This window comes from Streptomyces sp. SID5643, from assembly GCF_009872555.1.
Classification (GTDB): domain Bacteria; phylum Actinomycetota; class Actinomycetes; order Streptomycetales; family Streptomycetaceae; genus Streptomyces; species Streptomyces iakyrus.
Window position 1 is genome coordinate 15,584 of the sequence record NZ_WWIC01000217.1, and the last position, 22,210, is coordinate 37,793.

At 72.5% G+C, this 22,210-nt stretch carries 21 protein-coding genes and 2 pseudogenes; 10 read left to right on the plus strand and 13 right to left on the minus strand.

Features of this window, described 5'->3' with window-relative positions; genetic code table 11:
- Positions 1–180: 180 nt before the first annotated feature.
- The 3 genes from GTY56_RS24545 to GTY56_RS24555 are packed head-to-tail and all read right to left on the minus strand — an operon-like array spanning position 181 to position 1,919.
- The gene (locus GTY56_RS24545) at positions 181–945 is read right to left on the minus strand and encodes a metallophosphoesterase family protein (protein ID WP_161367500.1); all 765 of its coding nucleotides are present in this window, start codon (positions 943–945) and stop codon (positions 181–183) included.
- A complete protein-coding gene (locus GTY56_RS24550; protein WP_161367501.1) occupies positions 942–1,229 on the minus strand; it encodes a BON domain-containing protein in 288 nt (95 codons plus the stop codon). The genes GTY56_RS24545 and GTY56_RS24550 overlap by 4 nt, the downstream gene beginning before the upstream one ends.
- A 12-nt stretch (positions 1,230–1,241) precedes the next feature.
- Complete coding sequence (locus GTY56_RS24555; RefSeq protein ID WP_033311752.1) at positions 1,242–1,919, minus strand: nucleotidyltransferase family protein; 678 nt, start codon at positions 1,917–1,919, stop codon at positions 1,242–1,244.
- A gap of 293 nt (positions 1,920–2,212) precedes the next feature.
- Here GTY56_RS24555 and GTY56_RS24560 point away from each other — a divergent pair, with 293 nt between their 5' ends.
- The 3 genes from GTY56_RS24560 (at position 2,213) to GTY56_RS24570 (ending at position 7,431) form a co-directional block, all read left to right on the plus strand.
- Positions 2,213–2,422, plus strand: coding sequence for a hypothetical protein (locus tag GTY56_RS24560; protein ID WP_161367502.1), 210 nt, complete (start codon positions 2,213–2,215; stop codon positions 2,420–2,422).
- 70 nt (positions 2,423–2,492) lie between these two features.
- Complete coding sequence (locus GTY56_RS24565; RefSeq protein WP_237525006.1) at positions 2,493–3,083, plus strand: hypothetical protein; 591 nt, start codon at positions 2,493–2,495, stop codon at positions 3,081–3,083.
- A gap of 16 nt (positions 3,084–3,099) precedes the next feature.
- Entirely contained in the window at positions 3,100–7,431 is a 4,332-nt protein-coding gene (locus tag GTY56_RS24570; RefSeq protein ID WP_161367503.1) for a cation-translocating P-type ATPase, read from the plus strand.
- 61 nt (positions 7,432–7,492) lie between these two features.
- Here GTY56_RS24570 and GTY56_RS24575 read toward each other — a convergent pair whose 3' ends face one another.
- Positions 7,493–7,942 carry an SRPBCC family protein gene (locus tag GTY56_RS24575; RefSeq protein ID WP_161367504.1) on the minus strand — a complete coding sequence of 150 codons (450 nt, stop codon included), beginning with the start codon at positions 7,940–7,942 and terminating at the stop codon, positions 7,493–7,495.
- 150 nt (positions 7,943–8,092) lie between these two features.
- Between GTY56_RS24575 and GTY56_RS24580 the strand changes: the two genes are divergently transcribed.
- From GTY56_RS24580 to GTY56_RS24590, 3 genes are all read left to right on the plus strand, one after another.
- Entirely contained in the window at positions 8,093–8,530 is a 438-nt protein-coding gene (locus tag GTY56_RS24580; RefSeq protein WP_202510672.1) for a phage holin family protein, read from the plus strand.
- Complete coding sequence (locus GTY56_RS24585) at positions 8,527–8,958, plus strand: DUF3618 domain-containing protein (protein WP_161367505.1); 432 nt, start codon at positions 8,527–8,529, stop codon at positions 8,956–8,958. The genes GTY56_RS24580 and GTY56_RS24585 overlap by 4 nt, the downstream gene beginning before the upstream one ends.
- Before the next feature lie 80 nt (positions 8,959–9,038).
- Positions 9,039–9,491, plus strand: a complete 453-nt coding sequence (locus tag GTY56_RS24590; protein WP_033311748.1) for a flavodoxin family protein — start codon at positions 9,039–9,041, stop codon at positions 9,489–9,491.
- A gap of 13 nt (positions 9,492–9,504) precedes the next feature.
- On the opposite strand, the gene GTY56_RS24595 is transcribed toward GTY56_RS24590, so the two are convergent.
- On the minus strand, positions 9,505–10,704 hold the full coding sequence (locus GTY56_RS24595) for a YihY/virulence factor BrkB family protein (RefSeq protein ID WP_237525007.1): 1,200 nt from the start codon (positions 10,702–10,704) through the stop codon (positions 9,505–9,507).
- 158 nt (positions 10,705–10,862) lie between these two features.
- Here GTY56_RS24595 and GTY56_RS24600 point away from each other — a divergent pair, with 158 nt between their 5' ends.
- From GTY56_RS24600 to GTY56_RS24615, 4 genes and pseudogenes are all read left to right on the plus strand, one after another.
- Positions 10,863–11,495, plus strand: coding sequence for a GNAT family N-acetyltransferase (locus tag GTY56_RS24600; RefSeq protein WP_161367506.1), 633 nt, complete (start codon positions 10,863–10,865; stop codon positions 11,493–11,495).
- Between the two features lie 214 nt (positions 11,496–11,709).
- Positions 11,710–11,817 (plus strand): annotated as a pseudogene (locus GTY56_RS24605) (lytic polysaccharide monooxygenase); the annotation flags it as partial.
- 252 nt (positions 11,818–12,069) lie between these two features.
- Complete coding sequence (locus tag GTY56_RS24610) at positions 12,070–14,091, plus strand: DUF1996 domain-containing protein (RefSeq protein ID WP_161367507.1); 2,022 nt, start codon at positions 12,070–12,072, stop codon at positions 14,089–14,091.
- Positions 14,092–14,268: 177 nt separating this feature from the next.
- Positions 14,269–15,033, plus strand: a complete 765-nt coding sequence (locus tag GTY56_RS24615; RefSeq protein WP_161367508.1) for a TSUP family transporter — start codon at positions 14,269–14,271, stop codon at positions 15,031–15,033.
- Between the two features lie 72 nt (positions 15,034–15,105).
- On the opposite strand, the gene GTY56_RS24620 is transcribed toward GTY56_RS24615, so the two are convergent.
- From GTY56_RS24620 to GTY56_RS24650, 8 genes and pseudogenes are all read right to left on the minus strand, one after another.
- The gene (locus GTY56_RS24620) at positions 15,106–15,894 is read right to left on the minus strand and encodes a YsnF/AvaK domain-containing protein (RefSeq protein ID WP_161367509.1); all 789 of its coding nucleotides are present in this window, start codon (positions 15,892–15,894) and stop codon (positions 15,106–15,108) included.
- A gap of 45 nt (positions 15,895–15,939) precedes the next feature.
- Positions 15,940–16,482, minus strand: a complete 543-nt coding sequence (locus tag GTY56_RS24625; RefSeq protein WP_237525010.1) for a hypothetical protein — start codon at positions 16,480–16,482, stop codon at positions 15,940–15,942.
- Between the two features lie 81 nt (positions 16,483–16,563).
- Positions 16,564–16,644 (minus strand): annotated as a pseudogene (locus GTY56_RS40765) (DUF3618 domain-containing protein); the annotation flags it as partial.
- On the minus strand, positions 16,620–17,054 hold the full coding sequence (locus tag GTY56_RS24630; RefSeq protein ID WP_161367511.1) for a phage holin family protein: 435 nt from the start codon (positions 17,052–17,054) through the stop codon (positions 16,620–16,622). The pseudogene GTY56_RS40765 and the gene GTY56_RS24630, both read right to left, overlap by 25 nt.
- A 1-nt stretch (position 17,055) precedes the next feature.
- A complete protein-coding gene (locus GTY56_RS24635; RefSeq protein WP_161367512.1) occupies positions 17,056–17,649 on the minus strand; it encodes a hypothetical protein in 594 nt (197 codons plus the stop codon).
- A gap of 294 nt (positions 17,650–17,943) precedes the next feature.
- The gene (locus tag GTY56_RS24640; protein WP_161367513.1) at positions 17,944–20,196 is read right to left on the minus strand and encodes an MMPL family transporter; all 2,253 of its coding nucleotides are present in this window, start codon (positions 20,194–20,196) and stop codon (positions 17,944–17,946) included.
- Between the two features lie 58 nt (positions 20,197–20,254).
- Entirely contained in the window at positions 20,255–21,217 is a 963-nt protein-coding gene (locus tag GTY56_RS24645; RefSeq protein WP_161367514.1) for a DMT family transporter, read from the minus strand.
- A gap of 88 nt (positions 21,218–21,305) precedes the next feature.
- Complete coding sequence (locus tag GTY56_RS24650; RefSeq protein ID WP_346345563.1) at positions 21,306–22,127, minus strand: chitosanase; 822 nt, start codon at positions 22,125–22,127, stop codon at positions 21,306–21,308.
- Positions 22,128–22,210: the final 83 nt, after the last annotated feature.

Below are 22,210 nucleotides of genomic sequence, written 5' to 3' on the forward strand. Positions count from 1 at the left end.
GTTCGCATGCTAAGCAGACAAAATGCCTGAAACGGGCGCGACGTGCGGGGGGTTCACACCACAGGCGGGGGGTTCACACCACAGGCGGTACCCGGACGGTGCGGTGCGCCGGACGGCGGGCAACAGAAACCGCCGCCGGCGAAGGCCGGCGGCGGAAGGGGGGAGGGGGAAGGTGCCCGCTCAGCGGGCCTGTTGTGCGGCGGCACCGGTCGCGGCGGGCTCCCGGACCGGCAGGTGGTAAACGTGGAAGGCCCGTCCGATGACCGGCTGGGCGACGTTGCGCACCCGCACACCGCCGCTCGTCATGCCGTGCTCCGTACCGGCGTGCGCGTGCCCGTGGACCGCGAGGTCGGCACCGGCGGTGTCGATCGCCTCGGCCAGCAGATAGCTGCCCAGGAACGGGTAGATCTCCAGCGGTTCGCCGGCCAGGGTGTCCGCGACGGGGGAGTAGTGGGTCAGTGCGATCCGCGCGTCACAGCCGTCCTCGCCCAGTTGCTCCAGAGCGGCCCGCAGCCCGTCGGCGCTGCGCCGGGAGTACCGGACGAACTCCTTCATGACCGGCTCGCCGAACTCCCCGGCGCACCGGCCGACGAACCCGCCGCCGAACCCCTTGGTCCCGGCGACGCCGATTCGCGCCCCGCCGCTCTCCACGACCGTCCCCTGCCCCTCCAGCACCTGCGTGCCGGCGTCGCGGAGGATGGCCGAGACCTCGTCCGGGCGGTCGTCGTGGTGGTCGTGGTTGCCCAGGACGGCGACGACCGGAACGGCGAGGTCCTGGACCTCCCGGGCCACCACCCGCATCTCCTCGGGCGTGCCGTGCCGGGTGAGGTCCCCGGCCAGCAGCAGCAGGTCGGCGCACTCGTGCAGGGTCTCGAAGGCGGGGCGCAGTACCCCCTGGCTCTCGGGCCCCATGTGGATGTCTCCGACGGCTGCGATGCGGATCATGAGAGCTCCTCCGCGTGGTCGGGGGAGGACGCCTCGGTGACCACGAGGTCGCTGTGCACGGGGAAGCCGGCGAGCTCCTCCTCGACGGTGCGCACGATCTCCTCGCGGCAGGGCGCCGAGGGCACGGTGCCGGTCAGCAGCACCGTCCGGCCGCGGGCCTCGACACGTACGCCCAGTTCACCGAGTTCGCCGGAGGCGAGGCGGTCCTGGAGGTGGGCGATGCGGTACTCCAGGTTCTCCGCGGGCGGCCCGCCGCCCGCGTCCTGTGAACCGAGGGTGCTCATGTGGGTGCTCCTTCAGATGACGTTCAGGCGCTCCAGGAGGAAGAAGAACGCCGCGGGCATGGGCTCGTCCCCGCACTCGCGCCGCACCTGTTCCCAGTCGACCTTCTCCCGCAGCGCACGCGCGATGGGCAGGGCCGCCCCGAAATCGCAGTGGTGCTCGGAGAACGCGGCGGTCAGGCTCCACAGCAGATCGGTCGGGGCCAGCACGGGCATGCGCACCGAGTCGACCGACAGCTCCTCGGCCCGCTCCAGCATGTCCGCGCCCACCGGCCGGTGCGCCAACTCGAAGATGATGTCGACCGGCTGCCCGAAACACGTGGCCTTGATCAGCCAGTCCTCCGGCGGTGTGTAGACCGTCAGCCCCGCTTCGCGGAGCGTGGCCGCCACCGCTTCCGCGTCCTCGGGGCGGATCGCGAAGTCGACGTCGTGCTGCATGTTCTTCTCGCCGCCGTGCGCGTACGCGGCCACGCTCCCGGCCAGGGCGAACAGGTGCCCCTTGCGCTTCAGCAGGGCGCCGACCTGCTTGGCCGCCTCCAGGATCGCCTGGTTGCGGTCCAGGGGCAGCTCCTGCGGCGGCTGGTCCGCCTGCGGGTCCTGTGGTGGCGCGGGCTCAGCTCCTTCCGGAGCCATCCGGAGGTCGGGGATCCCCGGTCGCCGGACGAGCGTCGCGTCATCACCGTTCTGCGTCATGACCACTCCTTCACCGAACCGGACCCTCCGCTCCCGTGCGGGGTCCGGACCCGAGACGGCCTGTTTGCCTGCACTGAGTACCCGGCGCTCCCGGCCCGACACGGACGGCTTACGAGGGCCCCGGATCCAGCGCGATCTCCCCTCCCCGCGGGGCCAGTTCACCCCGGCGCCGCCGCTCCCGGGCCCCGGGCCGGGCCGCGGGCCCTTCCCCTTCCCGAGTGGCGGCCGGCTCGCCCCCTGCCCAGCCTGGGACGGGCCGGACCGTCCGGCCGTCCATCCCTGAGGGAGCCCCGATGCGCACGTTGTCGCACGCCCTGCTCGCCGCCCTGGCCGCCACCGCGCTCGCCGTGCCGGCGACTGCCGCCGCCCTCCCGGCGGACGTCACCGCGAGCCAGTGCATCGCCGGTGGCGGCATGATCGTCATCTCCGCGGTGGGCGAAGGGTCGCCGTCGTACACCAAGCGCTGCATGGGCGGGATCCACGACGGTGAGACGGTCCTCTGACACCCGGCCGAACAAGACAAGCGCATACCACGACAAAAGCGGAATATGGGGCAAAGAGCTGGGAAACCGGATGACGCCGCTGGACAACGCGCTCGTGGAGGTCGACATGAACCAGGAGACATCACGTTCGTCCGATCTTCCGCAGCCCTTGCGGGCCATGGCCTCGGGCCTCAGGCACCTGCCGGGTGCGGAGCAGGTGGGCAAGGTGGCCACGGATGCGCTGGACACGATCGGCGCGGTCTCGCCGCGCGGCCGCCGCATGGCCGTCTACGCCGGCGCCGGAGTGCTCGGCGTGGCCGGACTGGTGGAGTGGCCGGTGGCGGTGACCGGTGCCGCCGTCGCCTGGTTCACCCAGCCGCGCCCCGGGCAGCGGCCCGACGGCGCGTCCCCGAACGGCGGAACACCGTCCGGCGAGAGCGGGGACCGCCGCTCCGCCCCGTCCGGCCGGGACGACGAGGACACCTCCGCGTACGGACCGGGCGGCAGACTCGCCGCCTCCCGCTACCGGCACGACCAGCCGGAACAGCACGTCCACGAACAGCCCGCCAAGGTCGGCGACACCGCCACCGCCTCCGCGCTGAAGCAGGTGGCCGAGGCCACCGCGCACCACGGCGAGGAGCAGCCCCACGGGCAGACACACGACAGCCGCCCCACCGGCTGAGTCGGGACAGCAGCGAATGCTCACACGCTTCGACGTCACCCCGCTCGTCGGGGCCGTGGCCGGTGCCGCCGCAGGCGCCGCCCGCAGCACCGCCCAGTCGGTGACGTCCGTCTACGACACCACCCGCCGCGTCCGCAACGTCGCCCGCAACGCCCTGACCGGCGGGCAGCACTGGAAGGCCGGACAGCGCCTTCACCTCGCCCTGCGGCACCCCGACGGCGAGGTCGAAGCCATTGCCCGCAAGCTCGCCGAGGAACTGGTCGAGCACCCGGACGTGCTCACGGCGTACTGGGACGGAGGGCTGTCCCGCCTCGTGGTCACCGTGGCCGAGGACGCCGCCACCGACCGCGTCGCCGAGCGGGCCACCGCACTCGCCACCCGCCTCGGCCTGGACCAGGGCGCCGACCCGAACCTCCGGGACACCAGCCACCCCGGCGACCCCGCCGAGGTGCGCGTCACCGCGGCCGCGATCCTGCTGGACGCCGCCGGCGCGGCCGGCGCCCTGGCCGGCCGGTCCCTGCGGATCCCGCCCACCTCGCGCATCATCACCGCCACCGTCACGCTGCTGCGCGAGAACCCCCGCTTCCGGGCCCTGCTCCGGCAGCGGTTCGGCACGTCCGGCATGGAACTCGCCCTGGCCGCCGGCAACGCCGCCGCCCACGGCATCGGCCAGACCCCGCTGGCGCTCGTGCTCGACGGCATCCTGCGCGGCAACCAGCTCACGGAGGCGGTGGCCAGGGCCGCGGCCTTCGAGGCGCTGCACGACGACGTCTGCCACCACACGCGCACCAGCCTGCCCGGTCCCACGGACGCCCGGCCACCGCTCAAGGTCACCCCCGCCGCGGAGTACGCCTCCCACGCCAGCACCGGCAGCCTCGCCGGCGCCGCCGCCACCCTCCTCGTCACCCACAGCGCGAACGACGCCGCCGAAGCGGTCCTCGCCGGATCCCCGAAGGCGGCCCGGTACGGACCAGCCGCCTTCGGCGCGACCCTCGGCACCTTCCTCGCGCGCGCCGGGATCCTCCTGCGCGACGGGGAGCGGCTGCGGCAGCTGGAGATCGCCGACGCCCTCGTCCTGCACGCCGACGCCCTGCGCAGCCTGAGCCAGGACGACACCGGCGACGGCCTCCCCGACGACCCGGTCCACCCGTTCGCCGAGGCCGTCCTGGACGCCGCCCGCCGGGCAGGACTGCACGTCGTGATCGCGGGGGGCTCCGACCTGAAGGACATCACCCGGCTCGCCGACGAGGTCGCCCCGAGCGGCGTTCCGTTCGGGGACGTCGTACGGGGCCTTCAGGACCAGGGGCACGTCGTCGTGACGGTCGCCCGCCTGGACGCGTCAGGGGACGGGCACGTCGCGGCCGGGCTGCCCGCCGGCGACGTGGCCGTCGCCCTCACCGACGGTGGGGGCGCCGTCTCCTGGGGCGTCGACGCGCTGGTCCCCGGCGGCCTCGCCGACGTCTGGCGGCTGCTCACGGCGATTCCCGCGGCACGGCGCGTCGGACGGCGGTCACAGACCCTCGCGCGCGCCGGGGCAGCCCTCTCCGGACTCCTGGTCGCGCGCGGCGGTCAGCCTCCCGGCCTGCACCTCCTGTTTCCCCTCACCCGGCACGCCCCCGTCAACATCGCCGCCGCCAACGCCCTGATCACCGGCTGGCTCGAAGCCGTCCGCGTCGCCCGGGCCACCCCGCCGGAGCCACGCCTGCACATCCCCTGGCACGCCCTGGAACCCCACGAGGCCCGCGACCGGCTGCGGCGCGACGACCATGACGGAGAGCCCCGCGGACTAGCCCTGCTCGCCGCCCGCTCACGGCAGCAGGCCGCACGCGTGTCCCGGCATCCCGCGGCCACTCCCGCCCGCTGGACCTGGCAGGCGGCCGGCGCCGTACGCCGTGAACTGGACGACCCGCTGACCCCCGTTCTCGCCACGGGCGCCGTCGCCTCCGCTCTGCTCGGCTCGGTCGTCGACGCGCTGCTCGTCGTCGGCGCCATGGACCTCAACGCCGTGACCGGCGGCCTCCAGCGGCTGCGCGCCGAACAGGCCCTGGCCCGGCTCGCCGCCCGGCAGCAGCCCAAGGCCCGCAAGCAGGACAGCCGCAACCGCACGGTCACCGTCGACGCCGCCCGGCTGCGGCCCGGCGACGAGATCAGCCTCGGCGCCGGCGACGTCGTACCCGCCGACGCCCGGCTGCTGGAGGTCGACGGTCTGGAGGTCGACGAGTCGGCGCTCACCGGCGAGTCCCTGCCGGTGACCAAGACGGTCGAGGCCACACCCGGCCTGCCCGTGGCACAGCGCACCTGCATGGCCTTCGAGGGCACCACCGTCGTGGCCGGACGGGCCACCGCCCTCGTCGTGGACACCGGCGACCGCACCGAGGCGGGCCGGGCCGTCACCCTCGCCGCCCGTACCCCGCCGCCCGCCGGAGTCCAGGCCCGGCTCCAGGAGCTGACCCGCAAGGCCCTGCCGGTGACCTTCACCGGCGGCGCTGCCGTGACCGCGCTGTCCCTGCTGCGCGGCAGCCCCGTCCGGCGGGCCGTCAGCGGCGGAGTCGCGGTCGCCGTCGCCGCCGTGCCCGAAGGACTGCCGCTCGTCGCCACCGTCGCGCAGATGGCGGCGGCCCGCCGGCTGTCCCGCCGCGGTGTCCTGGTCCGCACCCCGCGCACCCTGGAGGCGCTCGGCCGGGTCGACACCGTCTGCTTCGACAAGACCGGCACCCTCACCGAGAACAGACTGCGCCTGGTTCGCGTCGCCACCGCCGACGGCACCGTCCTGGCCACCGACGACGGACAGGCCGCACCGGTCGTCCGCCTGGCCGCACGCGCCTGCCCCCAGGAGGAGACGGGGGAGGGCCGCCGGGTCGCGCACGCCACCGACGAGGCCGTCCTCGACGTCGCCCCGCCCGACGAGGGCTGGGAGGCAACGGGCGAGCTGCCCTTCGAGACCCGCCGGGGATACGCCGCCGCGATCGGGCGCGACGGCGACCCGGACGGGGGCGAACTCCTCGTCGTCAAGGGAGCCCCCGAGACGATCCTGCCCGCCTGCCGGGACCTGCCCGCCCACGCCTGGGACACCGCCCACGAACTGGCCGGCCAGGGACTGCGCGTCCTCGCCGTCGCCCGCCGCGCCTGCCGGGCCGACGACGCCGAGGCCGAACTCGACCTGCCCCTCGGCGACCTGGAGTTCAGCGGCTTCGTGGCTCTCGCCGACGTCCCGCGCGACACCTCGCACGCCCTGCTCGCGGAACTGCGCCGCTCCGGCATCCTGCCCGTCATGCTCACCGGCGACCACCCGGAGACCGCCCGCGCCATCGCCCTGCAACTGGGCTGGCCGGAGGAGACCGAAGCCGTGACCGGTGACGAACTCGTCGCCATGGAGCGCCGCGAACGCGTCCGGGTCCTGCGCGGCGCGGGCGTCATCGCCAGGGTCGCACCCGAGCAGAAGCTGCACGTTGTGGAGGCCCTGCAACAGGCCGGGCGGGTCGTGGCGATGGCCGGCGACGGCGCCAACGACGCCGCCGCCATCCGCGCCGCGGACGTAGGGGTCGGCGTCGAGGCCCGCGGCTCCGCCGCCGCCCGCAACGCCGCCGACCTCGTGCTCACCACCGGCGACCTGTCCGTCCTCGTGGACGCGGTCGCCGAGGGCCGCGCGCTGTGGCGCAGCGTGGCCGACGCGGTGAGCATCCTCATCGGCGGCAACGCCGGAGAGGTCGGCTTCAGTGTCCTCGGCACCCTGCTCGCCGGCGCCTCGCCCCTGTCGACCCGTCAACTGCTGCTGGTCAACCTGCTCACCGACATGTTCCCGGCCATGGCCGTGGCGGTCACACCCAGCAGCGACCCCTCGACCGCCGAGCACGCCGCGACCGGCCCGATGGGCCTCGACGTCCTGGGCGCGCCCCTGCTGCGTTCCATCCGCCGCCGCGGCATCACCACCTGCTTCGGCGCGGTCGCGGCGTACCTCATCGGCCGCCTCACCCCCGGCACCGAACGCCGGTCCACCACCATGGCCCTGTGCGGTGTGGTCGGCGCGCAGCTCGTGCAGACCCTCTCCGGACGGCGCCACAGCACGCTGGTCTGGGTCACGGCCCTCGGCTCGGCCGCCGTCCTCGCCGTCCTCGTCCAGACACCCGGCGTCAGCCACTTCTTCGGCTGCACCCCGCTCGGGCCGGTGGCCTGGGCCGGCGTGGCCCTGGCCATCGCCCTGTCGGCCCTCGCTCCCCGGCTGGAGCGCCTCCAAGCGGTCCACGCCCTCTACGACGCCGCGACACGGCTCGCCCTGCGCCTGGGCGATCTGAGCCGGCAGACACGCCAGCTCTTCCGGAGCGGCATCGCCGCCCCGGTGGCGTCGTAGGGGATGAGCACAGCGGAAGGCCGCCACCACGTGTTGTGGTGGCGGCCTTCCGCACGACCGGTCAGACCTGGCCGCGCCAGGCGCCCGTCTCCGCCCCGCGGGCCTCCATGAACTCCTTGAAGCGCCGCAGATCGCCGGAGACCTGCCGCTTCACGAAGCCGAGCTTGTCGCCCACGGTCTCGGCCATGCCGCTGGGATCGAAGTCCATCTGCAACATGACCTTGGTCGTGTCGTCCTGGATGCGGTGGAAGGTCACCACACCGGCCTGCCGTGCCTCGCCGCCCACGGTGGTCCAGGCGACGCGCTCGTCCGGGACCTGCTCGGTGATCTCCGCGTCGAACTCCCGCGCCTGTCCGCCGACCTTCGTGACCCAGTGCGTGAGGGTGTCGGTGCGCTGCTCGATGCGCTCGACGCCGTCCATGAACTCGGGGAAGGACTCGAACTGCGTCCACTGGTTGTACGCGGTGTGCACCGGCACGCGGACCTCGATGGATTCCTCTACCTGCGACAAGGCGGTACCTCCCTTTCTCGTCTCTGAGCGGCGGACGGGTACCAGATCTCGCGCCGCTCACTCATCGTCATCAGAAGTTGTCCGACCGGGTGTCCTTTCCGCCTCTCGCGGGGTACCCGGCCCGCAACCACGGAACAGGAGGTGATCGCCATGACGGACACGCACCGCACGGCCTCCGCCGCTCCCCGCACGGGGAGCGCGGCCGGGGACGAGCCGGTGGGCGAGCTGGTGCAGCGTGCCACCGAGCAACTGACCGACCTGGTGCGCGGCGAGATGCGCCTCGCGCGGGCGGAGATGACCGAGAAGGGCAAACGTTTCGGGAAGGGCGGCGGCCTGTTCGGCGGCGCCGGCGTACTCGGCTTCGTCACCCTTCAGGCGCTGGTGGCCACGGTGATCGCCGCCCTGGCCGTGCCGCTGCCGGTATGGGCGGCGGCGCTGATCGTCACCGGCGTGCTGGCCGTCGCCACGGGCCTGACGGCGCTGGCCGGCCGCAAGCAGGTGCGCGGCGCCACCCCACCCGCCCCGCAGCAGACCATCGACAACGTGAAGGCCGACGTGGCCGAGATCAAGGAGAGTGCACAGCGATGACCCAGCCTCCGCACGACGAGCCGACCGCCCGCAGCCAGGAGGAGCTCCGCGAGCAGGTCGAGCACACCCGCCACGAACTCGGCGACACCGTCCAGGCACTGGCGGACCGGGCCGACGTCAAGACCCGAGCCCGTGAGAAGGCCGCCGCGGTCAGGGAACAGGCCGGCGTCAAGGCCGAGGAATGGGGCGGGCAGGCCAGGGCCAAGGCCGCGCACCTGGCCCACACCGTGGAGGAGAAGCTGCCCGAGCCGGTGAAGCAGAAGGGCGCCGCCGCCGCTCAGGGCGCGAAGGAGAAGGCCGCGCAGGCCGAGCAGGTCTGGCAGGACAAGGCACCGGAGCAGGTGCGCGACCACCGGGCCGCCCTGCTGGCCGGCGCCGGTGCCGTGCTCGTGGCCTGCCTGCTGATCCGCCGTCGCGGCAAGCGCTGAACGACAGCGGCTGCTTGCGCGACACCCGGCCCCCGTCGCCGCTTGCGGTGGCGGGGGCCGGCACGGCAAGGTCAGGTGCCGTGGCCACCTTGCTGATCGTCCATCACACGCCCTCGCCCCACTGCCAGGCGATGTTCGAAGCCGTTCTCTCCGGGGCGACCGACCCCGAGATCGAGGACGTCCGGGTCGTCCGCGTGCCCGCGCTGTCCGCCACCGCTTCCGACGTCCTCGCCGCCGACGGCTTCCTCCTCGGCACCCCCGCGAACCTCGGCTACATGTCCGGCGCCCTCAAGCACTTCTTCGACCAGGTCTACTACCCGTGCCTGGACGCCACCCGCGGCCGACCCTTCGGTTACTGGGTGCACGGCGGCAACGACGTCACCGGAGCGGTGCGCGGGATCGAGTCGGTCACGACCGGCCTCGGCTGGCGTCGCACCGCCGAGGCCGTGACCGTGACCGGTGAGCCGGACAAGGGCGACCTCGAACGGTGCTGGGAACTGGGCGCGACGGTCGCCGCCGGACTCTCGGGCTGAACCGGCGGGAGGGTCAGGTCTGTTCCAGCCGGCGGCGGTCCTGCTCGTCCCACGCCCTGGTGTCACGCGGCTGGGTGTACGGCTCCTCCTCGGGCGGATGCCCACCGGCGATGGCCCGCTGACGGACCGTCTCCGCGTCGAACTCCAGCCCCAGCAGGATCGCCAGGTTGGTGATCCACAGCCACACCAGGAAGACGATGACACCGGCCATCGTGCCGTAGGTCTTGTTGTACGAGGCGAAGTTGGCGACGTACACCGCGAAGCCGGCGGACGCGACCATCCAGATCAGCAACGCCAGCAGACTGCCGGGCGTGATCCAGCGGAACCCCTTCACCTTGGCGTTCGGCGCCGCCCAGTACAGGATCGCGATCATGAGCACGACCAGCAGCACCAGGACCGGCCACTTGGCGATCGACCACACCGTCAGCGCGGTGTCGCCGATGCCCAGTGCGTCTCCGGCCTGCTGGGCCAGTCCGCCCGAGAAGACCACGATCAGCGAGCTGATGACGGCCAGTACCAGCAGCACGACCGTCACGCCCACCCGCATCGGCAGCAGCTTCCACACCGGCCGGCCCTCGGGCATGTCGTAGACGGCGTTGGCCGAGCGGATGAACGCGCCGACGTAGCCGGACGCCGACCACAACGCCAGGACCAGACCGACGATCGCCATCAGCGAGCCGATCCCGGCGTTGCCCTGCAACTGGTCCACGGCCCGGGTGATGATGTCACCCGCCGAGCCGGGCACGAGCTCGCGGACGTTCTCGGTCACCTTGTCCGTGGTCGACCGGCCGGTGAGGCCCAGCATCGACACCAGCACCAGCAGGGCGGGGAACAGGGCCAGCACGCCGTAGTAGGTCAGCGCGGCCGCCCGGTCGGTCAGCTCGTCGTCCTTGAACTCCCGCACGCTGCCCTTCAGCACCGCTACCCAGGACTTCCGGGGCAGGTCGGTCGGCGTGTCCGGCGCCGCACGCTCCACCTCGGGGCCCGGCCCGGGCTCGTCGGCGGCCGCCGCGGTTTCTCCCCGGCCCTCCGCCCCGGCGTCCTCCCGGCGTTCCGCCTCGAAGGTTCCCGAGCGGTCCCCATCAGCGGTTCCCCGGCGTTCCGGCTCGTGGGACTCCCGGCGTTCCGCCTCGAACCCCGGGCGCGGGCTCTCCGGAGGCGGTGCCTCGGTCTCGTGCTGTTCTTTCCGTCCCGGAATATGCAGCTTCACCATGTGAGCCGGGTAACCCCGGGCGGGACGCTTAAGCCGTGCTCGTCCAAGCGGGTTGCCGTAAGGCCCGTGCGGCGCCCGCGGGGCGACCGGCCGGACCGCTCGGCCGACCGCGGAGATGTGGCTTGAGGGAGCGCTCCCACTGTGGGCACGATGCCCTCATGACCACGTCACCCGCCATCCGCCGGTACCGCCCCGAGGACCGCCCGGCCCTGGACGACATCTGTATCCGCACCGCCCATCACGGCGAGGACAGCCGCCCCCACTACGCGGACCCGGGCATCTTCCCGGCGACCTTCGCGGCGCCGTACGTCCATCTGGAGCCGGAACTGGCCTACGTGCTGGACGACGGGCACGGGCAGGCGGTCGGTTACATCCTCGGCGCGGCCGACACCGCGCGCTTCGCCGAAGCCTTCCGCACCACGTGGCTTCCCCTGGTCGCCGGCCGCTACCCCGAACCGCCGCGTCCGCCCCGCACGCCGGACGAGGTGATAGCGGGCCTGTTGCACGATCCAGAACGGATGGTGCTGCCCGAACTGGCCGCCCATCCCGCGCACCTGCACATCGATCTGCTGCCCGACTGGCAGCGCCGCGGCTACGGACGCGGGCTGATGCGGACGCTTCTCCTGGCCCTCCGGGACAGGGGGGTGCCGGCCGTGCACCTCGCCATGGCGACCGCCAACACCCGGGCCCGGGCCTTTTACGCCCGTATGGGCTTCGAGGAGATCGAGGTGTCCGAGCCGGGCGCGGCCACCTACCTCGGACGCACCACGAAGGAACCGGAGCGACTCTGAGCGACACGGAAGTGGCGCAATCGCGCATTGCCGACTCGTGTCATCGGCGCAGTCTGTGTGAAATGGGAGCGCTCCCACTCCGAAACATGATCGAAAAGCATGAACGATGGAACGCACGGCAACCCCCACACCCCCCCCATCGAAAGAGGGAGATCGTGAACTGTCATGATCATGAGATGTCTCACGGTGTACTGCGCCTCCCCAGGCTCAGGTCCCGTCGAGCACTTCGGGACTGAGCGGCCGGCACATCGTGTACACGATCTGGCAGGCCTCGCACATGGACCAGACCTACTTCCTGTGCAGTGACGTGAACATCCGATGACCTGCGCATCCCCGCCGGACGGAACGTCAGGCGGGGCCCGGGCCGCCCCGCGCTTCATGAGAGTTCTCCGAAAATTTTCGACGGGGGTGAACACCCCGCCGCTCCCGTACGTATGGGGCGAGGGGATTTTCATGCCCGGCACGCCACAAGCGCAGGAGAGCACCCTTGGGACGCAACACGCGAAGACGCCCTACCGGCCCACGACGCGCGACCTTCGCCGCATTCGCACTGATCCTGGGCGGAGGCGGCCTGATGGCCGCGAACGTCTACGCCTCGGCCACAGACGGCGGTTCGGGCGGTGACTCCGCCGCGACGCGGTCCGGCACGGGGGTCCGGACCGCGGGCGCCACGATCGACTGCCCGGACGTGGGGAGCAAACTGACCTCGGTCCCCGAGCAGGCCCGGGGGGAGGTCGACAAGGAACTCGCCCTCCTGGACGAGCAGATCGCCAAGGCGTATCAGCAGCTGAGCGCATCGGCACAGCAGATGCAGCAGGATCCCGGCTTCGCCGGCAACGCGATCGTGAATCCGCTGAAGGAGAAGCGGGGTGCGACCCTCGAACGCATCGCGATCGCCATCGACCGCGTCGGGGACCGCCCCGAAGGGCTGGAAGCCCTGGCCGCCTGCACGGTGCAGGACGGCAACCAGGCTCCCGCGCCGGGCGAAGGCCAGGACGGCGGCGCCGGCGAGCAGCCCGGCCAGGAGCAGGGCCAGGCCGGCCAGGAACAGGGGAACGGCCAGGGCCAGGGCGCCAACGGCGGACAGGCGGGCAACGGCCCCGTCGCCGCCGACTTCGCGGACATCAAGAGCGTCCAGCCCAACGTGAACAACCCCCGCCCGCAGGGCGACGCGTCCCGCGGCTCCTTCGCCACCAGTTGCGGCGTGAACGACAACGGCCTGTTCAACTCGGACAACATCATCGCCGCCCCGGGTGTCACCAACGGCGCCCACCACTTCCACGACTACGTCGGCAACCAGGCCAACAACGCCTTCGCCAGCGACGAGGACCTCGCGAAAGCGGAGACCAGCTGCGACGACCAGGGCGACAAGTCGTCCTACTACTGGCCCGTCGTCCGCCTGCAGAACGGCACGCAGGAGCAGGACGCCAACAAGCCCGGCGGCGGCATCGAGGGCAACGCCGGCGAGATCGTCACGCCGAAGCAGGTCACGCTGACGTTCGTCGGCAACCCGCGTGAGAAGGTCACGGCCATGCCGCGCCTGCTGCGCATCATCACGGGCGACGCCAAGTCGTTCGTCAACGGCCCGGCCAACGCCAACGCCTCCTGGAGCTGCACCGGCTTCGAGGACCGGCAGCTGAAGGACAAGTACCCGTTGTGCCCGCAGGGCAGCGACGTCGTCCGCACCTTCAAGTTCCAGAGCTGCTGGGACGGCCGCAACATCGACAGCGCCAACCACCGGACCCACGTGGCGTTCGCGGACGCCGCCGGGAAGTGCCCGTCGGGCTTCCGCCCCATCCCGCAGCTGGTCCAGCGCATCGTCTACGACATCGACGCGCCGAGCCTGAACGACGGCGGCCGTACGACGCCGCTGTTCGCGGTGGACTCCTTCCCGGAGCAGCTGCACAAGCCGGGCACGGACCACGGTGACTTCATCAACATCTTCGACGAGGATCTGATGGGGCAGATGGTCGACTGCATCAACGACGGCCGCACGTGCGGCGCCGGAGCGGGCGGCGGACAGGACCCGGCGCCGGGCGAGGAGCCCCAGGAGCCCACGAAGTCGCCGGAGGCCCCGCAGGAGCAGCCGACCAAGACGCCCGAGGCTCCTCAGGAGGAACCCACGAAGTCGCCGGAGGCTCCGCAGGAGCAGCCGACCAAGACGCCCGACGCCCCGCAGAACGGCAACGGTGGCGGCAAGCCCGGTGACCAGGGCGACGGCGGCAAGGGTGACGCCGCGAAGCCCCCGGCTCAGAAGCCGGAGCCCGAGCAGGAGCCCGGCGACGCGTCCACGGCCCCCGGTGGCGCCCAGCCGGAGGTCAAGGCGACCGCCTCCGCCGACGGCGGCAACGCCGCCGAGCAGGGCGGCGGTTCGAAGAACGGTGACGGCGACGACGGGGACGGCCTCGGCCAGTCCCAGGCCGTCGGTCAGGCGACCAGCGCCGCCCCGACCCCGTCGGCCCCGGCCCGGACCGAGCCGCAGGCGGTCGGCCAGGGCGGCCTGGCCGACACCGGCGCCCAGCTCTGGCCGGCCGCGGCGGGTGCCGTGCTGGTCATCGCGGGCTTCGTCGTCCTGCGCCGGGTGCGGCGGGGCTAGGAGCCGCGTCCGGACGTGAGCCGTGAACGGCGGCGGGATCCCCACCGGGTCCCGCCGCCGTCGTACGTCTCGGGCCGAGCCGCATCTCCGGCACCCTTCGACGGGCGCCGAACAGTCCACCCTCTAGCGTGACCCCATGGACCTCAGCGGAAACGGCACACCCGGCGGAGCGGCGGCGTGACGCCGTGGGAGATGGCGGCCGTGCTCGCCGCCGGAACGGGTGCCGGGGCCGTCAACGCCGTCGTCGGCTCGGGAACCCTGATCACCTTCCCGGTCCTGCTGGCCACCGGCCTGCCCCCGGTCACGGCCACGGTGTCGAACGGACTGGGTCTGGTGCCCGGCTCGATCACCGCGGCCCTCGGCTACCGCGAGGAACTGCGCGGGCAGCGTCGGCGCGTCCTCCTGCTCGGCGTCGGTGCCGTACTGGGCGGCCTCGCGGGCGCCGTGCTGCTGCTGACTCTGCCCGCGTCGGCGTTCGAACGGATCGTGCCGGTCCTGGTGGGCCTCGCCCTCGTCCTGGTCGCGTGCCAGCCCTGGATCGCCGAACGGGTACGCCGCCGTCGGACCGAGGGCGGTCCCGTGCGCCCCGACGGCGGCCCGCTGCTCTTCACCGGACTGACGCTCGCCAGCGTCTACGGCGGCTACTTCTCCGCCGCGCAGGGCATCATCTACGTCTCCCTGATGGGCATGCTGCTCGACGAGACGCTCCAGCGGCTCAACGCCGTGAAGAACGTGCTGGCGGCCGTCGTCAACACGGTGGCCGCCCTGCTGTTCCTGTTCTTCGCCCACTTCGACTGGACGGCCGTCGTGCTCATCGCCGCCGGATCAGCGCTCGGCGGCCTGATCGGAGCCCGGACGGGCCGCCGCTTCAGCCCCGCGGTCCTGCGCACCCTGATCGTGTCGGTCGGCACCGTCGCCCTCGTCCACCTGATGCTCCACTGATCCCGCCCCGGCGCGCACGCGGGGCGCCCGGGGGAGGGCCTCGGCCCTCGCGCCCCGGGCGCCCCGTGGAGATCAGCGGCGGCGCCGCTGGTCCCCGTGCTCGTCGGTTCCCTCGGTCTCGATGCGTTCCTTGCGGACCTCGCCGGTGACGGTCTCCTCCTCCGTGACCTCTTCGGTGGTCAGGCGCACCCGCTCCTTCGGCACGGCCCTGGTCTCCACCACGGGCTGCTCCTCGTAGAGCGTGACGTCGTGTTCCGCCTCGGTGATGTCCGGGCCGGTCATCGCCCTGTCCCGGTTGGCGTCGGTGATCGGCTCGCGCTCGACGCGGACCTCTTCGTGGCGTACGGGGACGGTGTACTGCTGCTCTTCGGTGACGACGTACTTGCGCAGCCGCGCCCGGCCGGCCTCGCGGCGTTCGACACCGACGTGCATCTCCTCCTCGGAGCGCGTCATCGCCTCGTCGGCGGAACCGGTGGTGCCGACGGTGCCGGCGGTGCCCGTCGCCCGGCCGGTGCCGGAGCCCGGGTCCTGCCACGAGGCGTCCCAGTCGATGCCGTAGTACTGGTACAGGCGCTGCTCCTCCTGTTCGGACAGGTGGCCGCCGGCGTCCACGTCGACATTGGGCGCGTCCTTGACCTGGTCCTTGGCGTACGGCACTTCGAGGTGGTCCTCGACGAGGGCCGCGTCGTGGATGGGTACGAAGGACTCGCTGGTGCCGAACAGGCCCGTCCGTACGCTGACCCACTCGGGCTCGCCGGTGACGTCGTCGAAGAAGACGTGCCGGGCATCGCCGATCTTGTCGCCCCTGGCGTCATGGACCGGGTGGTCCAGCACGGTGTCGATCTGCTCTCGGGTGATCATTCTGTATCTCCTGCAATCTCGATCGGTCGGGTGGAGGGGTGGTGGTCACGGTCCGGGGCTGCCGGTCCGCCCGCGTGCTTCCTCGGCCGCTGTCTGTGCGGAGCGGCGGGCCTGCTCGGTGACGTGCCCGGCTTGCTCCCCGGCCTGTTCCTTTGTGGCGCGGGCGGCTTCGGAGGCGGTGTCCTTGACCTCCTGGGCGGCCTGGCGGCCGGCCTGGGTGGCGTCCTCCTTCAGTTGCTGCGCGGACTCCAACGCGGCCTGCTTCACGGGCTCGACGGCCTCTCCGGCCCTCTCCGCCGCCTGCTCCTCGGCCTGCGAGGTGGGCAGGAGGGAGGCGGTCAGCAGTCCCGCGCCGAAGGCGATGAGGCCGGCGGCCAGCGGGTTGCCCTGCGTCTGCCGCATCGCTTGCCCGGGGGCCTGCCGTGCCGCGTCGCCGGCCTGCCCGGCGGTCTGACGAGCGGTGTCGGCGGCTTTTCCGGCGGCCTGCCGCGCGGTGTCGGCCACCTGCCCACTGGATTCCTGTACCGACCGGGCGGCCTGCTGGGTGCGGTCTGCGGTCTGCCCGGTCATCTCCGAAGCGCTGCCCATGACTCGCTCCCTGACCCCGTGCAGAGCGCCCCGGACGCGCCGGGTGCGACGCCGTACCATCCGGCGGGGGCGGGCGCGGTCGGCCAGTCGGGAGACGTCCTCGGACAGCCTTTCCCGGGTGGATTCGATGTCGGCCCTTATCCGGTCGGGTGCCGTGCCCATTGCATGTCCTCCTTCAGCGTCTGCATGGTCTGCTCCGGCTTCGGCGACACGGTGCGCATCCGCGCGCGGCCCCGGCGGTAGAGGACCAGGCCGATCACCGCCCACACTCCGGTGACGATCAGCGCGGCCCAGCCCAGATCCATGACGTTGGCCAGGGCGAACATCGCCGCCAGGGTCACAAAGACCGCCACCATGTAGCCGGCGAAACCGGCTCCGCCGAACATCCCGGCCGCCTTGCCCGCCTTGGTGGCCTCTTCCCGGATCTCGGCCTTGGCCAGTTCCGCCTCCTGGTGCAGCAGCTGCTGCACGTCCGACGTCACCGTCGAGAGCAGCTCTCCCACCGAGCTGTCCTCCTGCCCGCGGTGCTTCGGAGCGTGCCGGCGCGGGGCGTGCGGCGTGAGCGACGACATCTCAGACCTCCCCGTGACCCGGCAGCCCGGGCGGCGCCACGTCCTCGGGCAGGCTCTGAGAACCGGCTGAGGTGTGCGACTGCGCCGACCGGCCGGAGCCGTCGGCCTTGCTGCCGGCCTTGGCGAGCCGTCCGACGGCGAAGCCCGCCACGACTGCCCCGCCCAGGAAGGCGCCGGGGCGCCGGCGGGCGAAGTCCTGGAGGTCGTCGACCAAGCCGCCCACACCCCGGGTGTCCAGGTAGTCGGCGGCACGGTGACCGCGATCCGCCGCCTGCGTCACGAGGCTCCTGGCGGGTGAGTCCGCGTCGGCGCCGTCCGCGAGACCGGACAGGTCGTCCGCCCACTGCCGCATCACCCGCGCTCCACGCCGGGTCTGGCTCTCGGCCTCCTCACTGACCCGCGTCCGCAGGTCACCGGCCATCGCACCGGCCTGTGCCCTGGCCTCACCGGTGACGGCTCTGACCTGGTCGGTGGCGGTGCCGACGACCTGACTCGCACCTTCCCTGGCCCGGCCGGCCGTGACCGAGGCCTCCTGTTTCGCCGTCTGCCCGGCCTGCTGAGCACCACCGGTGCTCTCGTTCGCCATCTCGCTCATGGGTCCTCTCCCTCAGGCACCGCCCGTGAATCCGGTCTCGTCGGGATCCGGACCGCCCGCGACGACGGCGTTCGCCGTCCATCTCCGCGCTTCGGCGCGCCCGGCCTGCGCGGGGCTCACCGCCGGCTTCTCACTCCGGCGGACGTCCCACGCGCACCCTCCTCGATTAACCACACCAACTAGGCCAAAACAGTAAATACGGATTTTTCGGGCCGAGGGGTTCGGGGTGAGGCGGGAAGCCGCGGCAAGCAGCCGATGCCATACGCGAGTTGGGGCAGCGGTGGGAGTGGCGTTTCAGTGAGACGCCGAACGCGCCTCGGCGCGTGCCCCCTCGGCATCGACGTGCGGCACCACCCGGTCCAGCCACCGGGGCATCCACCAGGCGTGCCGCCCGAGCAGTGTCATCACGGCCGGCACCATGAGCAGGCGTACGACGGTCGCGTCGATGAGCACGCTGACGGCCAGCCCCAGTCCGAGCATCTTGACCACGATGTTGTCGCTGACGATGAACGCCGCGAACACGCTCACCATGATCAGTGCGGCACAGGTGATGACCCGGGCCGTGATCTCCAGGGCGTGCGCGACCGCCCCCTCGGCGTCCTTGGTGCGGAGCCAGGCCTCGTGGACACGCGACAGCAGGAAGACCTCGTAGTCCATGCTGAGGCCGAAGATGATGGCGAACATCATCATCGGCACGTAGCTCTCGATGGGCACCTTGCCGTGGACGCCGAGAGCGGGACCGCCCCACCCCCACTGGAAGACCGCGACGACCACTCCGTACGACGCGGCGATCGACAGCACGTTCAGGACGGCCGCCTTGACGGCGACGAGGAGCCCCCGGAACACGGCCAGGATGATCAGGAATGCCAGACCCACCACGACGGCGATGATCACGGGCAGCCGGGAGGCGACGATGTCACGGAAGTCGACCTGCGTCGCCGTCGTGCCGGTGACGTACCCCTTGGCGTCCGTGCCCTGGACGGCGTCCGGCAGCGTGTCGTCGACGAGACGGTTCGTCAGGTCCGTGGTCGCGGCGTTCTGCGGCGACTTGGCCGAGTAGACCGTGCCGAGCAGGAGGTCGCCGTCCTGCGTGGGCGTCAGGGGAGTGACCACGGCGGCCCCTTGGACTGCGCCGAGCGACTGCTGGGCCTTGGAGGCCAGGGCGGAACGCTGCGACTGCGGCACGTTCGTCTGGTCGATGACGACCGTGAGCGGACCGTTCGAGCCGGGCCCGAAGGCGTCGGCCATCAGGTCGTACGCCCTTCGGTCGGTGAAGGAGGCCGGGTCGGCGCCGTCCCCGATGTGCCCGAGCTGGATGGAGAACAACGGGACCGCGAGGACCACGAGCACGGCCACACCCGCCGACAGGAACGACAGCGGTCTGCGCTCCACCCGCTGCGCGTACCGGTGCCAGGTGCCCTGCGGCGTGTCACCCGCCCCGGCTTCGGTCTCGGCGATGGGGGGACGCACGTGGTAGCGGTCGATGTGCCGGCCGATGAGGCCGAGCAGGGCCGGCACCAGGGTGAGCGCGCCGGCGACGGCCGAGACGACGGTGGCGGCGGCGGCGAGACCGAGCAGGGCGATGAAGGAGACCCCGGACGCGGACAGGCCCGCAAGCGCGATGATCACCGTGCAGCCGGAGACGAGAACGGCATGGCCACTGGTGCTCGCGGCCTGGCCCGCCGCCCGCACCGGGTCCATGCCGTCGATGAGGTTCTGCCGGTGCCGGGTGAGCATGAACAGCGCGTAGTCGATGCCGACACCGAGGCCGATCATCGTCGCCAGGGTCGGTGAGACCGTCGCGAAGGTGAAGGCCGCCGCCAGCAGTCCGAGGATGGCGAGACCGCCGACGACGCTGATCAGCGCGCTCAGCAGCGGGACGACGGCGGCGATCACGCTGCCGAACCCGACGAGCAGCACGATGACCGCCACGCCGAAACCGATCAGCTCGCTCACCCGGTCGTCGGCGGCCGGCCGGGCCAGCTCGCCGAGCGGTCCGCCGTACTCGACCTCCGCCCCGGCCGACCGCAAGGGCTGCACCGCGGTGTCGACGCCGTCGAGGTAGTCGTCGCCGAGCGTCGAGGGCTGCACGTCGAAACGGACGGTGATGTAGGCCGTCTTCTTGTCGTCCGACAGCGGCCCCACGTTCTGCTGGCCGCTCGGCGTGCCCGGGGCGGACAGCGGGTTCTGGGCGGACAGCACGTGGGGGAGCTTCTCCAGGTCGGCGACCGTGGCCGACATCTGGGAACTCAGCGCGGTCAGGGGCTGCTGGTCGTCGCGCAGCACGATCTGGCTGCTGTAGCCGCCGGCCTGCGGATCGTGCGCCTTCAGCACGTCCAGGCCCTTCTGGGCCTGCGCCTGGGGCAGGCTGAAGTCGTCGGAGTACGACCCCCCGAATTCACGGCTGACGACCTGGAGCGCCACCAGTGCCACGAGCCAGGCGATGACGACGGTCACGAAGTGGCGTGCGCACCACTCGCCCAGCCGCCGCAGCACACCCCCGCGAGAGGCTTTCGTGTGCCCTTCACCGGTGCGGCTGTGCGGCATGGACGTCGTCTCCAGTGTCGGCCGGGAGGTCAATGCCCTTCATTACATGCGCGCGGGATCACTCCGGCGTCTCAGGCACGCGGACTCCCCGGGACTGCGGTCGTCCGTTCCCCCGAAAGGCCCGACCCCGCGGGGCCCGCTTCCGCTCCGCCCGTCGCAGCGCGCCCGACCCGAGCGCCACGCCGAGCCCCACCAGCGCACTGCCCGCCGCCTGCGCGGGGCCGTAGGAGCCCGTGCCGACGAGTGGTGCGGTGCAGGCCGCCGCGACCGGGATGAGGCCGGAGAAGAGCGTGGCGCGCTCCGCACCGATGTGCTGCATGCCCAGGTACCAGCACACGAACCCGACCACGGTGACCACCACCGCCTGCCACAGCAGCGCGGCCGTCTCGACGGCGTCCGGACGCCGCAGCCAGCCGGTGCCGTCGACGAGCAGTCCGACCGCCGCCGACTCCAGCGCGGCGACCGCGCACACCGTGGCGGACAGCAGTCGCGGCCCGAGCGGCCGCAGTACGGGCACCGCGAGCACGGCGAACCCGACCTCCCCGGCCAGGGCGCACACGGAGAAGGCGATGCCGGTGCCGTCCGTGCGCCCCCAGCCCTGCACGGTGAAGGCGCCGACGGCCACCAGCAACGACCCGTACAGCACGACCCGTTGAGGCCTGCGTCCGTCCATGAGGGGCACGAGCACGGCGACGGCCACCGGCGCGCAGCCCACGAACACGCCGGGCACCGCGGGTTCCGCCGTGCGCTCGGCGGCGATGACGGCCAGGTTGAATCCGACCATGCCGACCGCGGCCAGCAGCATGAGACGGCCCCACTGACGGGGCGTCAGGGCCCGTAAGCGGCCCGCGGCACCCTTGCCGGCCAGCGGTACCAGCAGCAGGCAGGCCAGTGCGTAGCGCAGGAACTGGCCGCCCGCGTACGGGTAGCCGCCCAGGACGCTGTTGGCGGTGAAGGACCCTCCGACGAGGACGCAGGCGAGCGCGGCGAGCAGGGCTCCGCGCGTGGTCGTGGCGTTCATGGGGGTGACGCTAGGCAGCCGGGAGGCCCGGGACGGGGTCCACTTCCGTGCCCGCTTGGTGGACCACTTCCCGCCCGGGCCGATCGTGTCAGCCGATGTGGTAGCTGTCGCCGTAGACCTTCCAGTCCAGCGGCGGGTTCAGGTCGAGGTTGCGCCGGCGCAGGAAGACGCGCTGCGCGGTGTCGACCCGGCTCGTGTCGCTGTGCGCCTCCTCCTGCTTCATGGCCCACACCCGTGCGTCCAGGAAGGCGTCGAGGTATGACACCTCGTCACCGCCCTGCGCCGGCGGCTTCGCCGTGCGCAGCGCGCGCCTGCGGATGTTGCGGAAACTCAGGGGATCGGTGCCGTCGCCGTGCATCACGATGGCGTCGTAGTACGCGAACTGGCCGAGCACGCGCAGCCCGTCCGTCTTTCCCTGCCGGACCGCCGGGCCGAAGTACACCCGGTCGCGCTCGTCGTCCTGCGTCCGCTGGAACGCGGCGTCCCGGGCGGCCCGGCGCCAGTCGCCGGGGAAGCCGGGGTCGAGCCCGGCATGCGAGTCCGAGCCGTTGACCTCGCGCAGGGCCGGCAGGTACTTCGCGAGGACGTTGCCGGGCCGGCGGTCGGTGTAGAGCTCCACGAGATCGAGCATGTCGCCGGTGCCGGAGCAGAACCCGATGATGCCGGCGGTGTAGCCGCGGCCGTCGCGGATGTCCTCGATGTACTGGTACTGGGCCTTCCAGTCGAGCGAGGAGTTCTCGGCGCTCGACACGAGCTGCATGGCGATCTCCTTCTTCGCCGGGTCGTCGAGCCCGATCGCCCGCACGGACGCCGTGGCGGGAGCGGGCTTCAGGAACGGGGTGGCCGCGAGGGCCGCGCCGAACAGCGTCAGGGCGGTGCGGCGCGTCGCCGGGGTGGCGGGGTGTCTCACGGGGCCTCCAAACAGGGTGGGGGGTTGGAAGAGCTGGCCGTGCAGAACTGATAGGAAGGTTTCCTATCATCCTCGGGTGAGAA

Coding starts and splice junctions, on each gene's coding strand:
- GTY56_RS24595 (WP_237525007.1), bottom strand. CDS start 10,704: ATGGTGAAGCTGCATATTCCGGGACGGAAAGAACAGCACGAGACCGAG.
- GTY56_RS24630 (WP_161367511.1), bottom strand. CDS start 17,054: ATGTCGTCGCTCACGCCGCACGCCCCGCGCCGGCACGCTCCGAAGCAC.
- GTY56_RS24580 (WP_202510672.1), top strand. CDS start 8,093: ATGACGGACACGCACCGCACGGCCTCCGCCGCTCCCCGCACGGGGAGC.
- GTY56_RS24550 (WP_161367501.1), bottom strand. CDS start 1,229: ATGAGCACCCTCGGTTCACAGGACGCGGGCGGCGGGCCGCCCGCGGAG.
- GTY56_RS24555 (WP_033311752.1), bottom strand. CDS start 1,919: ATGACGCAGAACGGTGATGACGCGACGCTCGTCCGGCGACCGGGGATC.
- GTY56_RS24640 (WP_161367513.1), bottom strand. CDS start 20,196: ATGCCGCACAGCCGCACCGGTGAAGGGCACACGAAAGCCTCTCGCGGG.
- GTY56_RS24635 (WP_161367512.1), bottom strand. CDS start 17,649: ATGAGCGAGATGGCGAACGAGAGCACCGGTGGTGCTCAGCAGGCCGGG.
- GTY56_RS24545 (WP_161367500.1), bottom strand. CDS start 945: ATGATCCGCATCGCAGCCGTCGGAGACATCCACATGGGGCCCGAGAGC.
- GTY56_RS24625 (WP_237525010.1), bottom strand. CDS start 16,482: ATGGGCAGCGCTTCGGAGATGACCGGGCAGACCGCAGACCGCACCCAG.
- GTY56_RS24600 (WP_161367506.1), top strand. CDS start 10,863: ATGACCACGTCACCCGCCATCCGCCGGTACCGCCCCGAGGACCGCCCG.
- GTY56_RS24570 (WP_161367503.1), top strand. CDS start 3,100: ATGCTCACACGCTTCGACGTCACCCCGCTCGTCGGGGCCGTGGCCGGT.
- GTY56_RS24645 (WP_161367514.1), bottom strand. CDS start 21,217: ATGAACGCCACGACCACGCGCGGAGCCCTGCTCGCCGCGCTCGCCTGC.
- GTY56_RS24565 (WP_237525006.1), top strand. CDS start 2,493: ATGACGCCGCTGGACAACGCGCTCGTGGAGGTCGACATGAACCAGGAG.
- GTY56_RS24585 (WP_161367505.1), top strand. CDS start 8,527: ATGACCCAGCCTCCGCACGACGAGCCGACCGCCCGCAGCCAGGAGGAG.
- GTY56_RS24560 (WP_161367502.1), top strand. CDS start 2,213: ATGCGCACGTTGTCGCACGCCCTGCTCGCCGCCCTGGCCGCCACCGCG.
- GTY56_RS24610 (WP_161367507.1), top strand. CDS start 12,070: ATGGCCGCGAACGTCTACGCCTCGGCCACAGACGGCGGTTCGGGCGGT.
- GTY56_RS24620 (WP_161367509.1), bottom strand. CDS start 15,894: ATGATCACCCGAGAGCAGATCGACACCGTGCTGGACCACCCGGTCCAT.